This window comes from Lampropedia cohaerens (assembly GCF_001005215.1).
Lineage (GTDB): Bacteria > Pseudomonadota > Gammaproteobacteria > Burkholderiales > Burkholderiaceae_C > Lampropedia > Lampropedia cohaerens.
The window spans coordinates 54154-67811 of the sequence record NZ_LBNQ01000009.1; the positions used below are offsets into that span (position 1 = coordinate 54154).

Here is a 13658-nt window from a genome sequence, read left to right on the forward strand (position 1 = left end):
AACCGAGACGGAATGTGGAAGTAGCGTACGGGAAGCGCTGCAGCGAAGTGCCGCAGCGCTTCTCAGCCGCGTGCACGACGCAGTGTCAGATTGATGCGGCGCGGGCCCAGCTGTGGATGGGCCGGACCCAGCAGGCGGCGCACGCCGTGAAAGCGCAGCCGGTCCTGCCCGCCCCAGACCACCACGTCACCGTGGTGCAGGTGCACCGTTTGCACCTTGTCGCTGCGCGCCAAGCCGCCCCACATGAACAGCGCCGACATGCCCAGCGAGACAGAGACGATGGGCTGTGTGAAATCGCTCTCGTCGCGGTCCTGATGCAGGCCCATTTTGCTCTCGGGCAGATACTGGTTGATCAGGCAGGAGTCGGGTGCGAAGCCGGCAAAGCCTGCGGCCTGCGCGGCCATGGTGCCCAGTTGTCGCATGCTATCGGGCATGGCCGGCCAGGGCAGGCCCGATTGCGGGTCCACGGCGCTGTAGGCATAGCCATTGGGCGAGGAAGTCCAGCCCCAGGCGCCGCAGCTGCTGGTCTGCACCGACATGCGGCGGCCGCCGCGGGTGACCATGTGGCGCAGCGGCGCCTGCTGCAGCACTGTGGCGAGGTCAGCCAGCAGCTCGGCCTCGTGCGCCAGCGCCAGGCCGCGCAGCAGCCAGGCCTGGGGGCCGATTTGCAGCTGCTGCTCCAGACCGGCGCGGGCAAACAGGTCGTCGCCGAGCGGCGCAAGGGTTTCAGATGAGGTCATCGTCGTGTTCTGCAGTAGTGGCGTGACGGCGGCCCTGGCCAATGCGCGGCATGGCGGCGATCAGCGCCTTGGTGTAGGGGTGGCGAGGCGCCTGCACGACCTGCGCGGGGCTGCCGCGCTCGACGATGCGGCCACGGTGCATGACCAGCAGCTCCTCGCAAAGGTGATGGATGACGGCCACGTCATGGCTGATGAGCAGGAAGGAAACGCCGACGGTTTGCTTGAGTTCCAGCATCAGGTCCAGCACCTGGGTCTGGATGGTGACGTCCAGCGCGGAGACGGGCTCGTCGGCAACGATCAGGCGCGGCCGCGTGATCAGCGCGCGCGCGATGGCGATGCGCTGGCGCTGCCCGCCGGAGAACTCGTGCGGGTAGCGCTGCAGGTCACGCGCCTGCAGTCCGACGCGCTCAAGCATCTCAGCCGCCTTGTGCTGCAGCAGCGCATGGTCGCGCTGGCCCAATGCGCGCAACGGCTCGGTGACGATGCGCCAGATGCGCTGGCGCGGATCCAGAGAGCTGTACGGGTCCTGAAATACCATTTGGAAGTCAGCGCGCGCCAGCCGCAACTGCGCGGCAGGCATGGCATGCAGGTCGCGTCCGAGCAGGCGCACGCGTCCGCTGGTGGGAGTCTCCAAGGCCATGATCAATCGCGCCAGCGTGGATTTGCCCGCGCCGGACTCCCCGACGATGCCGACACTCTGGCCGGGCCAGATGGAAAAGCAGATGTCGTGCAGCACCTTGACGCTGGGCCGGGGCGCCAGCAGCCCAGGACGCGGCAGCCGATAGCGGTGCGAGACGTGCTGCACATCCAGCAGCGTGGCGCGCGGTGGCGTGGGGGCGCTCATGGGGTAGCTCCCGCGCCGTCTGTGGCATCAGACGGCGCCTGTTGTGGCTCGGCAAAGGCCATCAGGCGCTTGCGCGAGGCCAGCAGTTCCTGGGTATACGCATGCTGCGGCGCCGTGAACACCGCGTCCGTGGCACCCTGCTCGACGATGCGCCCCTGGGTCATTACCGCAACGTGGTCGCTGTAGCTGGAGATCACTGCAAGATCGTGCGAGATCAGCACCAGTCCCATCTGCTGCTCGCGCACCAGTACATCAAGCAGGTCGAGAATGTGCTGCTGCACGATCACGTCCAGCGCGGTCGTCGGCTCATCGGCAATCAGCAGGGCCGGCTCGCAGGCCAATGCCATGGCAATGGTGATGCGCTGGCGCTGGCCGCCGGAGAATTCGTGCGGATAGGCGCCCAGCCGCTCGCGCGCGCGGGCAATGCCGACGCGCTCAAGCAGCTGTGCAGCGCGTGCCAGTGCGTCGCGGCGGCGCATGCCGCGATGCAGGCGTAGCGGTTCGGCCACCTGCGCACCGATGGTATGCACCGGGTTGAGCGCGGTCATGGGTTCCTGGAACACCATGGCGATGCGGTCACCCCGCACGGCCAGCCACTGTTTTTCGGTTTGCGCGGCCAACTCCTGCCCCTGCAGGCAAATGCTGCCCTGCAGCCTCGCGCCATTGGGCAACAGACCCATCAGCGCCATCGCCGTCATCGACTTGCCACTGCCGGACTCGCCGACGATCCCCAGCGTCTGCCCGGCATGGACGGCAAAGTTGACATCCTGCAGGATGCTGCGGCCGTGTACGTTGACGTGCAGGCCCTGCACGCGCAGCAGCGCGGTGGTATCACTCATGTCCGGATCTCCCGCAGCTTGGGGTCAAGCCTGTCACGCAGGCCGTCGCCCAGCAGATTCAACCCGAATACCGACAGCGCGATCGCCAGCCCGGGAAACAGCGCCAGCAGCGGCGCCATGGCCAGCAGCGACTGCGCCTCGCTGAGCATCCGGCCCCATGACGGGGTCGGATACTGCGTGCCCAGCCCGAGATAGGACAGCGCTGCCTCGGCCAGGATTGCGATGGCAAATTGGATGGTGGCCTGCACAATCAGTATGGGCATCAGATTGGGCAGGATGTGCTCGCGCGTGATCGCCCACGGCCCGCGCCCGCAAGCCCTTGCGGCCGTGACGAAATCGCGCTGCCACAGGGCATTGGCAGTCGCCCGTGTGATGCGGGCAAATACCGGAATGCTGGCAATGCCAATGGCCACGATCGAGATCACCACACCCGAGCCGTAGACGGCGCGCAGCATGATGGCCATGAGGATGGCGGGAAAGGCAAATGTCAGGTCCGCCGCCCGCATGATGAGCTCCTCCACCCAACCCTTGCGCGCAGCCGCCAGCAAGCCCAGCAGCACGCCAAACACCATGCCGATGGCCACGGCCACCACGCCCACCAGCACGGCACTCTGCGCGCCGACCATCAGCTGCGACAGCACGTCATGCCCGTAGGCATCGGTGCCCAGCCAATGGTTGGCACTGGGCGGTGCCAGCCGCGCACGCACGAACTGCTGTGCGGGCGGGTGTGGCGTCCATACCAGCGAGAGCAAGGCGGTGGCCAGCAGCAGGCCGGTCAGCAGCGCGCCCACAAGCAGGGCGGGCTGCCGCCGAGGGGGCGTGCCGGCAGCGCTGGTGTGCGCAGCCAGTGCATGGCGGGACGTTGCGCCACTCATGACGCCGCCTCCGTTCCCGCCTTCACTGCAGAGAATTTCACGCGCGGATCCAGCCACGCATACAGTAGATCGACGAAGAAATTCACCACGATGACCATGGCAGCCAGCAGCAGCACGCAGTTGCGCACCACGATCAGATCGCGGTTCTCGATCGAGCGCAGGATCAGCCGGCCGATGCCGGGCAGTTGGAAGACGTTCTCGACCACAATGGCGCTGGCAATCAGGTTGGCAAACTGCAGACCGGCGATCGTCACTACCGGAATCAGTGCGTTGCGCAGCGCGTGGCGCAGCAGCGCCTGACGGCGCGACAGCCCCTTGGCGCGCGCAGTGCGCACATAGTCTTCCTGCAGTACTTCCAGAATTGACGAGCGCGTGATGCGTGCCAGCATGGCCGCCTGCACCACCGCCAGCGCCAGCGCCGGCAGCAGCAGGGCCTTGAGGCCGGGCCAGAGGCCGCCACCGTATTCCGCCTGCCAGCCGGGAAAGCCGCCCGAGGAGAACCAGCGCAGCTGCACAGCAAAGACCAGCACCAGCACGATGGCAAACCAGAAGTTGGGCACTGCCATGCCCAGCTGCGTCAGGCCCATGGTCACGTAGTCTCCCGGACGGTTGTGGTGCGATGCCGCATAGATCCCGGCAGCCAGTGCGATGGCCACTGTCAGAGCGATCGCCAGTAGTGCCAGCGGCAGGGTCAGCTGCAGGCTCTCGCCGATCAGCGAGGATGCTGGCACGTCGTAGACATAGCTCTGGCCCATGTCGCCGCGCAGCAGTCCTGCCAGCCACAGCAGGTAGCGCTGCCAGGCTGGCGTATCCAGCCCCAGCTGGCTGGTCAGTGCGGCGATGGCCTCGGGGGAGGCATCTGGCCCGAGCATCACCTGGGCGGCATTGCCTGGCAGTATTTCGAGCACCAGCATGACCAGTGCCGAGGCGCCCAGCAGCGACAGCAGCAGTGTCACCAGGCGCTTGATCAGAAAGGCTTGCATGGATTTGGGTTGTGGGGGAAATGGTCGAGGGAATCCGCTCAAGTGCTTCTCATACGCCATGCTGTGCGCATTGTCCATGCCAAGAGTGGCGCGGCGCGCAGTGCAGGCAAAGGGCTGGCTGGGTTCCTGCAAGTGTCAGCGGCGCAGTGTAATCGCCCCTGGCGCGCTGCGCATCGGCCATGCTGCGGGTATGCTGCATCACCGATCCGCACGGGCGCAGCCTGCCCACTAAAATCAGACCTTCATCCTCTCAGGCATTGAAAAGGCCATGGCCGTTCCAACACTGCAAATCACCGAGCCTGAAAGCGGCCAGTTCCGCGGCAGGGTCACCTGTGACGAGGAGGTCCTGGGCGAGATCCATGAGGACAGCCTCGCTGCGGTCATCCGTGTGGCTGCAGGTGACTGGGGCACGCCGGTGGAGGCCATGCACATCTGGTTCGATCACGTCAGCGTCGGTACCATCCCCCGCGCCGACATGCATGCGCAGGCCGATGCGCTGGCGCAGCAGCTACTGGAGTTGCGCGCGGCGATCGAGGATGATTCCTGCTGAACAGGTATTTAGGCGACCTGCTGCAGCGCCGCCTTCAATGCGGCAGCCGCTGCGGGCGGATCCATCGCTTGCGTGATGGCGCGTACCACCACCACTCTGCGCGCGCCCGCTGCCAGCAGCTGGGGCAGTTTTTCCAGCGTTACATCGCCGATGGCGAACCACGGTTTGGTGCAGCCGCTTGCCTGACACGCGTGTGCCACGTCCGCCACTGCATCCAGGCCGACTGCGGCGCGGCCAGGCTTGGTGGGAGTGGGCCAGACCGGGCCGATGCAGAAATAGTCAGCCTCACTGGCCATGGCGGCGCGCGCCTGCGCGCCGCTGTGGGTGGACTGGCCCAGCAGCACCTGCGGCCCGACCAGACCGCGCGCGCTGGCGAGCGGAAGGTCTCCCTGGCCGAGATGGAGAATGTCGGTTTCGGCCAGCTGCGCAATGTCGGCGCGGTCATTGGCGGCAAACAGGCTGCCGGTGCGACGGGCGGCCTCACGCAGCGCGGCAAAGTACTGCAGCTCCTGCGCCGCTTCCATGCGCTTGTCGCGCAGCTGGATGATGTCCACGCCAGCTTCGAACAGCTGCGCGCAGAAGTCGCCGAAGGCGTGTTCGGTCAACCCAAGGCTGTCGGTGCACAGATACAGCCGCGCATGCGCAAGCAGGTCGGGTCGGGAAGGGCAGGGGGGCATCATGGCATGGGCGCTGGTGTAGACTCAGTGCCTATTCTAGAGAGCAGGCGGGGGCCGGAGAGGTTTTCACAGGGCACCGGCCTGATTCTTGTTGCACGGGAGCCGGTCAGACCGGCTGAGAGGGCAGTGCCTGCTGCCGACCGTTGAACCTGATCCGGTTATCCCGGCGTAGGAAGTCATGCGGCATCAAGGGACCTGCCAAGGCCTTGCATGCGCAGCCCCTGCGCGGGGCTGCCGGTCACCGCGCATTGCATCGATCATGACCCTGACCGCATCGCCCAGTTCCATTCAACTCAACGGCCAGCCGTATGTCACCAGCGCCCCCGATGTACTGGCACTGGTGGCCGAACTGCTGGGCAAGCCCTTGCGCAGCGACGGCAGCTGCGCCTCCGGTGCGCGTTTGGGAGTAGCCGTGGCAGTGAACGGTGTGGTGGTGCCACGCGTGCAGTGGCAAGGCACGCCCGTCGCTGCCGGACAGCGCATCGAAGTCGTCACGGCCAAGCAGGGTGGCTAACCGTCCTGCGCTGGCGCGACGACCATCTTTTCCCAACTCTTCTGCCCTTTGTTTTTCGTCCATGTCCAACTATCAGAATGCCCAGAGCATCGACCAGCCGCTGGTGATTGCGGGCCGTACATTCCAATCCCGCCTGATAACTGGCACTGGCGGCGCCACCGATCTGGCGTTGCTGGAGCAGGCGCTGGTGGCGTCCGGCACGGAAATGACCACTGTGGCGCTGCGTCGGCTTGACCCGCGTGGCGATGGCGCAGCGGTCTACCAGCTCATCGAGAAGCTGGGCCTGCAGGTGCTGCCCAACACTGCCGCCTGTTTCTCGGCTCGCGAAGCCATTACCACGGCGCAGTTGGCGCGAGAGGCGCTGGAGACCAACTGGATCAAGCTCGAAGTCATCGCCGATGAGAAGACGCTGCTGCCGGATGTGGTGCAGACGCTGGAGGCGGCGCGCGAACTGGTCAAGCAGGGCTTTATCGTGATGGCCTACACCAACGACGATCCGGTGGTCGCACGCCAGCTGGAAGACGCCGGTGTGGCTGCCGTGATGCCGCTGGGCGCGCCCATCGGCACGGGGCTGGGCGTGCTCAATCCGCACAATATCGCCACCATCGTTGCCCGCGCCAGTGTGCCGATCGTGCTGGATGCCGGGCTGGGCACGGCGTCCGATGCGGCGCTGGCGATGGAGCTGGGCTGCTCCGCCGTGTTGCTGGCGACGGCAGTCAACCGTGCGCAGCATCCGGTCGTGATGGCCGAGAGTTTCCGCCATGCGGTCATTGCCGGTCGGCTGGCGGCACTGGGCGGGCGTGTGCCCAAGCGCCGCGATGCACTGGCCTCATCGTCGCTGGAAGGGCGGGCCTACCTATGACGCCGCGTCCTCCAGCGTTGGCGCAGGCGCACGGTGCGCTCAGCGATGCGGAACTGGCGCGCTTTGCCCGCCATCTTGGCCTGCGTGGCTTTGGCATGGAGGCGCAGCTGCGGCTGAAGAATGCACGCATGCTGGTCATCGGTGCCGGCGGGCTGGGCAGTGCGGTGCTGCCGTATCTGGCTGCCGCCGGCGTGGGCACGATCGGCATCGTCGATGACGATGTGGTTGAGCTGTCGAACCTGCAGCGCCAGGTCCTGCATGGCCAGACCACGCTGGGGCAGCCCAAGACGGCTTCGGCGGCGCAGCGTCTGCACGACCTCAACCCGCACATGCAGGTCGTGGAACACCGGCTGCGGCTGGATGCGACCAATGCCTTGCCGCTGCTGCAGGAATACGATCTGGTGATTGATGGCAGTGACAACTTCGCCACGCGCTACCTAGTCAGCGACGCTGCCGAGGTCCTGCGCAAGCCCTGTGTGTGGGGCAGTATCCTGCAGTTCGAGGGCCAGGTCAGCGTGTTCTGGGCCGGACAGGGTCCGACCTACCGCGATCTTTTTCCGGAGCCGCCCGAACCGGGCGAGGTGCCATCTTGCGCCGAGGCGGGGGTGCTGGGTGTGGTGCCGGGCCTGATTGGCTGCGTCATGGCCAATGAAGCCATCAAGCTCGCAACCGGTATGGGCGAGCTGCTGCTCGGCCGCTTGCTGCTGCTGGATGCGCTGGCCATGCGATGGCAGGAAATGCGGTTGTCGCCCGATCCGGCGCGCTTGCCTGTGACGGCGCTGGCGCCGGACTATCAGGCGCTGTGCGGCGTGCCCGCGGCCATGGCCGCATTTGCGCAGGTCAGCGCGCAGGCGCTGCAGCAGCAGCTGGTGCAAGCCGCCGAATCCGGCGAGCCGGCACCGATGCAGGTGCTGGACGTGCGCGAGCCGCATGAATTCGCGCTGGGCGCCATTGCCGGTGCGCAGCTGCTGCCGCTGTCGCAGCTGCGGCAAGGCGGCGGGGACGACGTGTTGCCCCCCGAGGGCCAGCGGCCCTTGCTGCTGTATTGCCAGAGTGGGCGGCGGGCGCTGCAGGCGGCCGAGCTACTGCAGCAGCGCGGCTTTAGCCGTATCGCCCTGCTGGACGGGGGTATCGAGCGCTGGCAGGCAAGCGGTTTGCCCATAGAAAAAAAGCGGTAGGCAACATGTGTCCTACCGCTGTAGCGGACGCTGGCATGGCCACGCCTTGCGGTGTGGCCATGGGCCATCATTCGATGGTCAGGCGCTGTGCGTTGGTGGCAGCCTTCTTGGGCAGCGTCAGCGTCAGAATGCCGTTTTCGTACTTGGCTTTTGCCGTTTCCGAGTCGATCTCGGCAGGCAGCTGGATGGTGCGCGAGACGGCGCCGTAGTAGCGCTCGGTGCGCAGCACGCGTTCATCCTTGGTCTGCACGTCCTGCTGCTTGATTTCTGCACGCAGCGTCACCACTGCACCGTCGATGGAGACGTTGATGTCCTCCTTCTTCACGCCAGGAATCTCAGCCTGGATGGTGTAGCTGGTTTCGTTTTCCTGCACGTCAATCTTGATCTGCGCAGGCAGCGGATCGCCATGCAGGGGCCGCACGAAGAAGCCCGGGGAAATGTCTCTGAACAATTCGTCGAACAGATTGCTGGTGCGGTAACTGGTCAATGCACTCATCTTCCATCCTCCTTCTTGAACAAGCGTGTTATGGCTTATCAACCAGTGGCGCAATTCCTTGTGAATTGCACCCCGTTGCCAATCACGTAGCTGCGCTGCGGTAAATTTCAAGAGGAGAGGCGGGAACAAAAGCGATCGGCGCGGTCATTCGGGCTGGCCAGGCAGGGGCAGGGTACTGATCTCCTGCAGCAAGGCCAGCAATTGCCGGGCCGCGTTGTCGACCAGCGCCTGGCCCTTCTCGGGCGTTGCTGCTGCGGCGTTGCCGGCGGCGCCGCAGGCGTTGTAGTCCTCCATCATCCAGCCCAGCTTGGCGCTGCGCCCGTTGCCGGCCACAGGGTACGCGCGCGCGCGCGTTTCACTGTTGGAGCGAAAGTGCGCCGCCTGTTGCATGTCGACCAGTTCCGGATGCAAGTGCAGCAGGATGGCGGTTTCCTCCTCGCCGGCGTGCACGCCAAAGCGTTGCTCCCACGCGCTGGTCTGCAGCGCTGGCGCATCGCCGCGCGGCAGGTTGAACCAGTGGCAGCTGTAGACCAGCAGGCCGTGTGCACGGCGCAGCTCGCGGGCAACCATGTCCATTGGCGCGACATGGCCGCCGTGGCTGTTGAACAGCAGCAGGCGCCGCACGCCAGCAGCGGCCACGCTTGCGCCGATGTCGCGCCACAGCGCCAGCACGGTGTTGGCAGACAGCGTCAGCGTGCCTGGGAAGCTGGCATGTTCGGGGCTGTAACCCACGGGTTGCAGGGGCAAGAACAGTGCCGGCGGGCGCTCCGCCTGTGGCATCGCCTGCAGCCGTTGCAGCGCACACGCGACGATGCCATCGGTGATCGCGCTGTCTACCATCAGCGGCAGGTGGGGGCCGTGCTGCTCGGTCGCCCCCAGCGGCAGCACGGCCACCGTGCGCCTGAGCAACTGCGTGCCCTGGCGCAGCTGGAAGTCACGCGTGCCCAGATCGGCCCAGCGGTGGTGGGGCCAGAAGGCAGGCTCTGCGTCTTGCGAAGGGGGCAGGGGCGGCGAAGCAGGCTCGAAATGTGACATGGCCGCATTATGCGGAACCTGCGGCCATTTGGCGTCTCAGAAACTCCTTTGTATGTGCAGCGTTGCAACTGACGCGGCTTGCGCGCTGCTTGCTGTGTGATCGGCCGGCCCGCGGGGCGCAGGAATCGATCATGCGCAGGTTCTCGGATAATGACCGGTTGGCAACTTTGGAAGTGAGCGCGGTGAAACATCTGGCAGGGATAGATCAGGCAGGCCGCTGCAGGCGGTGGGCCGCCACATGGGCGGTATGGCTGCTGCTGTGGAGCGCCCTTCTTTGGGGCGCAGCGCCTGCCGGTGCCACTGCGCTGCTGGCATCAGCAGGATCGGGCCCTGCCGCGGGGGAGGCGTTGGATGGGGCGGTTGTCGTCACCCCACGGGTGCGCGCGGAGCTGGTGGCCCATGCTCCTCAGGGCGTTGTGGCGGGGCAGTCCTTTCAGCTGGGCCTGCTGTTTGAGCATGCGCCAGGCTGGCACACCTATTGGCGCAACCCCGGTGATTCCGGCATGGCCACCGAGTTGCATTGGCAGCTTCCGCCCGGGCTGCAGGCCGAGGACATCGCCTGGCCCGTGCCGATGAAGCTGCGCATTGGCGAACTGGCCAACTACGGTTATGAGCAGCGCGTGCTGTTGCCCGTGACGGTCCACGTGCCGCCAGACTGGCAGCCAGCGGCGGCAGCGCCTGCGCGCCTGTTCTCTACCGAGCCGCAGCAGCTGCAGGTGCGTCTTGAGGCGACTTGGCTGGTATGCAAGCTCGAATGCATCCCGGAGCAGGGCAGTTTCGTGCTGGATGTGCCCTTGCAGGGCTCAACCTCCCTGTTTGCGCAGGACTTCGCGCGCGCCAGCGCCGCACAACCGGTGGTGTTGGACGCTGCAGGCAGCTTTGCGGCCGCTGAAGGTGGGCGCCTGAGACTGCGGCTGCGGGGCTTGCCGCCGGTATTGCAGGGCGAGCAGCTGGAGGTGTTCTTCGAGCAGCCCTTCGTCATTGAGCATGGCGCGCGCGCGCAGGCTGGCTGGCAGCAGCAATGGGATGGCGCAGACTGGGTGGCGGACTTGCCGCTGTCTGCTCAGCGTGCGGCAAGTCCGGAAAAGCTGGCACTGGTGATCACCCGCCTTGCGCGCAGCGAGAGTGGGAACTGGGATCCGCTGACGCACGATGATGCCCGGCCGCGCGGCTGGCGCGTGGTCGTTCCTGTCACTGCAGGCTGGGAGCAGGTGGCTCAGGATGTGGCGCCATCGCCCGAGCTGCTGCGCGCATTGGCGCAGAACCAGGTCAACGTCGCTTCAGTGCAGGGCGCGCAGGCCGGCTGGTCCTGGCGGCACTGGCTGGGCTTGCTGGCCTTGGCACTGGCGGGTGGAGCGTTGCTGAATTTGATGCCGTGCGTATTTCCCGTGCTGGCGATCAAGGCGCTCGGGGTGGCGCGCCACGGCGGATCGCGTGCGGCGCAGCATTGCGCGGCGCTGGCCTACGGCGGTGGAGTGGTGCTGTCGTTCGGCGTGCTGGGCGCGGCGGTGCTGGGATTGCGTGCCGCAGGCATGCAGCTGGGCTGGGGCTTTCAGCTGCAGTCGCCCTGGTTTGTGGCGGCACTGGCGCTGCTGTTCATGCTGATCGGTCTGGCGTTGCTGGGTGTCTTTGCCATCGGCTGGTGGCTGCCGGCGCAACTGCAGGGCGGGGCGCCCGCGCGGCAGTCGCCACTGTGGCAATCGTTTGCGACCGGCGTGTTGGCGGTGCTGGTGGCGTCACCGTGCACCGGACCGTTCATGGGTGCGGCGCTGGGCGCCACGCTGACTTTGCCTGCTGCCGCGGCCATGGCGGTATTCGTGGCGCTGGGGCTTGGTCTGGCGCTGCCGTTCATGCTGCTGGTGTGGTTCCCGCCGCTGCTGAATCGGCTGCCCCGGCCGGGCGCGTGGATGGAGACATTCCGCAACGCCATGGCCTTTCCGATGTTTGCCACTGTAGCCTGGCTGCTGTGGGTGCTGGGGCAGCAGATAGGCATCAACGGCATGGTGGCATGGATGTTCGCCCTGTGGGCCGTGGCATTCGCACTGTGGCTGTGGAGCCGGCGCCCTACCGGCAGTGCTGCGGGTCGGCTTGTCTGGCTGCTGGCAGTGCTGGTGCCGCTGCTGATCGGCGCGTGGGCGGCGCAGCAGTTCGCGCAAGCCGCGCAGGCGCCAGCGCCTGCTGCTCAGGCGGTGCAAGCGCAGCAGGGCAGCTGGCAGCCATGGTCGGCACAGCAACAGGCCGAAGCTTTGCGCAGCGGTCAGCCGGTATTCGTTGATTTCACGGCAAGCTGGTGCATCACCTGCCAGTACAACAAGATGACCACGCTGTCCGATCCGCAGGTGCTTGCGGCATTTGGAGCCGCCAATGTGCGGCTGCTGCGCGCTGACTGGACGCGCCAAAATCCCGCCATCACCGCCGAGTTGCAGGCGCTGGGCCGTACCGGGGTGCCAACCTATGCGCTGCATGTGCCGGGCCAGTCCGTACAGGTGCTGGCAGAGATACTGGACAGGGATGCTTTGCTGACGCAGTTGCGGGCATTGCGCAAGCAGTAGTTGCGGCACATTCCTGGCACATCGGAAGCCCAAAACGTGCGTAAAATCGCTTGCCTCTGCCAATCAAGTCACTGTGTAAGTTTTTGATTTGCAGGGAAATTCTGGTGCGGCTGGTAGGAATCGAACCTACGACCCTTGGCTTCGGAGGCCAATACTCTATCCACTGAGCTACAGCCGCAATGCCAAGCACCGGCAGGCTGCTGCGCGCAAGGTGCTTGACGAACATGCGATTATTACATGTTCTGCCTCTTTAACTTCTGACAATGCGTATCGGCTCGTTTGCGGGCCGGTGCCTTGCGCGCCGCGCCGTGGTGCGGCCGCTCTGAGACCATCATGAAACTGGCTTTGATTGTGTTGGCGACCTTGGTTGCCGGTGTCGGCAGCGTGTGGGTGGCCGCAACGTTGATTCGCGTCGGCTTCGGCCGCGCTGATTCGCGTATACAAACCCATCATTTGCTCAGCTTTGCCGCGGGCGCGTTGCTGGCGACCGCCTTTGTCCATCTGCTGCCTGAAGCCATGGAAGGCACGGTCGATAGCCACGTGCTGTTTCCGGTATTGCTGGGCGGTCTGGTGGTGTTCTTCCTGCTGGACAAGGCGGAGCTGTGGCACCACGGCCACGAGCACGGCCTGCCTGAGTCGGTCGGTCGGCACGGCCATGCTGGAGATGGTCACGCGCACCACGATATTGCCCATGGGCACCACCATCATCATCACGGCTCGCAGCGCAGTGGTGCGTGGGCCGTGCTGACGGGTGATAGTGTGCATTGCTTTGGCGACGGGATATTGATCGCCTCGGCCTTCCTGGTGGACTGGCGCATTGGTATTCTGGCCGCGCTGTCGGTGTTGGCGCATGAGGTGCCGCACCACATCGGTGATCTGATCGTGCTGATGGTGGCCAGCAAGGGCTCGGCCGCAGATCGGCGCAGGATTGCCCTGGTCAAGGTCTCGATTGCTGGCGCCGTGACCATGCTTGGGGGATTGTCCGGCTACTTGCTGCTGGGGTTTCTTGACCGTGCCTGGCTGCCGTACTTTCTTGTCGTGGCAGCCAGCAGCTTCATCTATGTCGCCCTGGCGGATCTGATCCCGCAGCTACAGCTGCAGCTGTCTGCGCGGCAGACCGCGATGCAGGTGGTATGGTTGCTTGCTGGCATGGCGCTGGTCACTGGCGTCAGTACGCTGCTGCACCAGGGCCATGCGCACGGCCATGCGCACGGCCATGTGCATGGCGAGGATGCCACTGCGCTGGAGAGTTTCCGCCAGCATCCGTTGCACATTGAGAGGCTGCGCCCGGCACCGGCGCCGGTTGACGCACAGTAGCCAACGGTGCGACGCGGATGGCTGGCGATAACGCCTTGTCGGGCGATAATCCGGTCTGCAGATCGGGCACAATCCGACGCGCATGCACTTGGATGGTGCATGCGGCGCGACACAATCCGAACTTTCTGGAGTGACGAACACCATGGAAACCTACCCGAGTCGGTAGCTTTCAGCCCCTTGACACGTTGACGTCGCA

At 65.8% G+C, this 13658-nt stretch carries 14 protein-coding genes, 1 tRNA gene and 1 riboswitch; of the genes, 6 read left to right on the forward strand and 9 right to left on the reverse strand.

Annotation, left to right across the window (positions count from 1 at the left end; all coding sequences use genetic code 11):
- Window positions 1–62: 62 nt before the first annotated feature.
- Genes alkB through AAV94_RS01100 form a run of 5 tightly spaced genes read right to left on the reverse strand, consistent with a single transcriptional unit; the run spans window position 63 to window position 4281 of the window.
- The gene (gene alkB, locus AAV94_RS01080; RefSeq protein WP_046740471.1) at window positions 63–740 is read right to left on the reverse strand and encodes a DNA oxidative demethylase AlkB; all 678 of its coding nucleotides are present in this window, start codon (window positions 738–740) and stop codon (window positions 63–65) included.
- Entirely contained in the window at window positions 727–1584 is an 858-nt protein-coding gene (locus AAV94_RS01085) for an ABC transporter ATP-binding protein (protein WP_046740472.1), read from the reverse strand. The genes alkB and AAV94_RS01085 overlap by 14 nt, the downstream gene beginning before the upstream one ends.
- A complete protein-coding gene (locus AAV94_RS01090; protein ID WP_052754853.1) occupies window positions 1581–2423 on the reverse strand; it encodes an ATP-binding cassette domain-containing protein in 843 nt (280 codons plus the stop codon). Before AAV94_RS01090 ends, AAV94_RS01085 begins: the two co-directional genes overlap by 4 nt.
- The gene (locus AAV94_RS01095; protein ID WP_046740473.1) at window positions 2420–3298 is read right to left on the reverse strand and encodes an ABC transporter permease; all 879 of its coding nucleotides are present in this window, start codon (window positions 3296–3298) and stop codon (window positions 2420–2422) included. Before AAV94_RS01095 ends, AAV94_RS01090 begins: the two co-directional genes overlap by 4 nt.
- A complete protein-coding gene (locus AAV94_RS01100) occupies window positions 3295–4281 on the reverse strand; it encodes an ABC transporter permease (protein ID WP_046740474.1) in 987 nt (328 codons plus the stop codon). Before AAV94_RS01100 ends, AAV94_RS01095 begins: the two co-directional genes overlap by 4 nt.
- A 268-nt stretch (window positions 4282–4549) precedes the next feature.
- Between AAV94_RS01100 and AAV94_RS01105 the strand changes: the two genes are divergently transcribed.
- Complete coding sequence (locus tag AAV94_RS01105) at window positions 4550–4831, forward strand: hypothetical protein (protein ID WP_046740475.1); 282 nt, start codon at window positions 4550–4552, stop codon at window positions 4829–4831.
- 8 nt (window positions 4832–4839) lie between these two features.
- Here AAV94_RS01105 and thiE read toward each other — a convergent pair whose 3' ends face one another.
- The gene (gene thiE / locus AAV94_RS01110) at window positions 4840–5511 is read right to left on the reverse strand and encodes a thiamine phosphate synthase (RefSeq protein ID WP_046740476.1); all 672 of its coding nucleotides are present in this window, start codon (window positions 5509–5511) and stop codon (window positions 4840–4842) included.
- 82 nt (window positions 5512–5593) lie between these two features.
- Window positions 5594–5700: riboswitch (TPP riboswitch) on the forward strand.
- Window positions 5701–5767: 67 nt separating this feature from the next.
- On the opposite strand from thiE, the gene thiS reads away from it, so the two are divergent.
- The 3 genes from thiS (at window position 5768) to moeB (ending at window position 8062) form a co-directional block, all read left to right on the forward strand.
- Window positions 5768–6022 (forward strand): sulfur carrier protein ThiS, encoded by a 255-nt coding sequence (thiS, locus tag AAV94_RS01115; protein ID WP_046740477.1) that lies wholly within the window; start codon window positions 5768–5770, stop codon window positions 6020–6022.
- 61 nt (window positions 6023–6083) lie between these two features.
- Window positions 6084–6884: a thiazole synthase gene (gene thiG, locus AAV94_RS01120; RefSeq protein ID WP_046740478.1), complete on the forward strand. Its 801-nt coding sequence runs from the start codon at window positions 6084–6086 to the stop codon at window positions 6882–6884.
- The gene (gene moeB / locus AAV94_RS01125) at window positions 6881–8062 is read left to right on the forward strand and encodes a molybdopterin-synthase adenylyltransferase MoeB (protein WP_046740479.1); all 1182 of its coding nucleotides are present in this window, start codon (window positions 6881–6883) and stop codon (window positions 8060–8062) included. Before thiG ends, moeB begins: the two co-directional genes overlap by 4 nt.
- A 67-nt stretch (window positions 8063–8129) precedes the next feature.
- On the opposite strand, the gene AAV94_RS01130 is transcribed toward moeB, so the two are convergent.
- Both AAV94_RS01130 and AAV94_RS01135 read right to left on the reverse strand, forming a co-directional pair.
- Window positions 8130–8558 carry an Hsp20/alpha crystallin family protein gene (locus AAV94_RS01130; RefSeq protein WP_046740480.1) on the reverse strand — a complete coding sequence of 143 codons (429 nt, stop codon included), beginning with the start codon at window positions 8556–8558 and terminating at the stop codon, window positions 8130–8132.
- A gap of 144 nt (window positions 8559–8702) precedes the next feature.
- Window positions 8703–9593 carry a creatininase family protein gene (locus AAV94_RS01135; protein ID WP_046740481.1) on the reverse strand — a complete coding sequence of 297 codons (891 nt, stop codon included), beginning with the start codon at window positions 9591–9593 and terminating at the stop codon, window positions 8703–8705.
- Between the two features lie 182 nt (window positions 9594–9775).
- Here AAV94_RS01135 and AAV94_RS01140 point away from each other — a divergent pair, with 182 nt between their 5' ends.
- The gene (locus AAV94_RS01140) at window positions 9776–12145 is read left to right on the forward strand and encodes a protein-disulfide reductase DsbD family protein (protein ID WP_231731162.1); all 2370 of its coding nucleotides are present in this window, start codon (window positions 9776–9778) and stop codon (window positions 12143–12145) included.
- A gap of 102 nt (window positions 12146–12247) precedes the next feature.
- On the opposite strand, the gene AAV94_RS01145 is transcribed toward AAV94_RS01140, so the two are convergent.
- A tRNA-Arg gene (locus AAV94_RS01145) sits at window positions 12248–12323 on the reverse strand.
- A gap of 155 nt (window positions 12324–12478) precedes the next feature.
- Here AAV94_RS01145 and AAV94_RS01150 point away from each other — a divergent pair.
- The gene (locus AAV94_RS01150) at window positions 12479–13462 is read left to right on the forward strand and encodes a ZIP family metal transporter (RefSeq protein ID WP_084824677.1); all 984 of its coding nucleotides are present in this window, start codon (window positions 12479–12481) and stop codon (window positions 13460–13462) included.
- The last annotated feature ends 196 nt before the right edge of the window (window positions 13463–13658 follow it).

What these genes read in the sequence shown, in the direction of transcription:
- alkB (WP_046740471.1), bottom strand. Translation starts at nt 740, where the DNA reads ATGACCTCATCTGAAACCCTTGCGCCGCTCGGCGACGACCTGTTTGCC.
- AAV94_RS01085 (WP_046740472.1), bottom strand. Translation starts at nt 1,584, where the DNA reads ATGAGCGCCCCCACGCCACCGCGCGCCACGCTGCTGGATGTGCAGCAC.
- AAV94_RS01090 (WP_052754853.1), bottom strand. Translation starts at nt 2,423, where the DNA reads ATGAGTGATACCACCGCGCTGCTGCGCGTGCAGGGCCTGCACGTCAAC.
- AAV94_RS01095 (WP_046740473.1), bottom strand. Translation starts at nt 3,298, where the DNA reads ATGAGTGGCGCAACGTCCCGCCATGCACTGGCTGCGCACACCAGCGCT.
- AAV94_RS01100 (WP_046740474.1), bottom strand. Translation starts at nt 4,281, where the DNA reads ATGCAAGCCTTTCTGATCAAGCGCCTGGTGACACTGCTGCTGTCGCTG.
- AAV94_RS01105 (WP_046740475.1), top strand. Translation starts at nt 4,550, where the DNA reads ATGGCCGTTCCAACACTGCAAATCACCGAGCCTGAAAGCGGCCAGTTC.
- thiE (WP_046740476.1), bottom strand. Translation starts at nt 5,511, where the DNA reads ATGATGCCCCCCTGCCCTTCCCGACCCGACCTGCTTGCGCATGCGCGG.
- thiS (WP_046740477.1), top strand. Translation starts at nt 5,768, where the DNA reads ATGACCCTGACCGCATCGCCCAGTTCCATTCAACTCAACGGCCAGCCG.
- thiG (WP_046740478.1), top strand. Translation starts at nt 6,084, where the DNA reads ATGTCCAACTATCAGAATGCCCAGAGCATCGACCAGCCGCTGGTGATT.
- moeB (WP_046740479.1), top strand. Translation starts at nt 6,881, where the DNA reads ATGACGCCGCGTCCTCCAGCGTTGGCGCAGGCGCACGGTGCGCTCAGC.
- AAV94_RS01130 (WP_046740480.1), bottom strand. Translation starts at nt 8,558, where the DNA reads ATGAGTGCATTGACCAGTTACCGCACCAGCAATCTGTTCGACGAATTG.
- AAV94_RS01135 (WP_046740481.1), bottom strand. Translation starts at nt 9,593, where the DNA reads ATGTCACATTTCGAGCCTGCTTCGCCGCCCCTGCCCCCTTCGCAAGAC.
- AAV94_RS01150 (WP_084824677.1), top strand. Translation starts at nt 12,479, where the DNA reads ATGAAACTGGCTTTGATTGTGTTGGCGACCTTGGTTGCCGGTGTCGGC.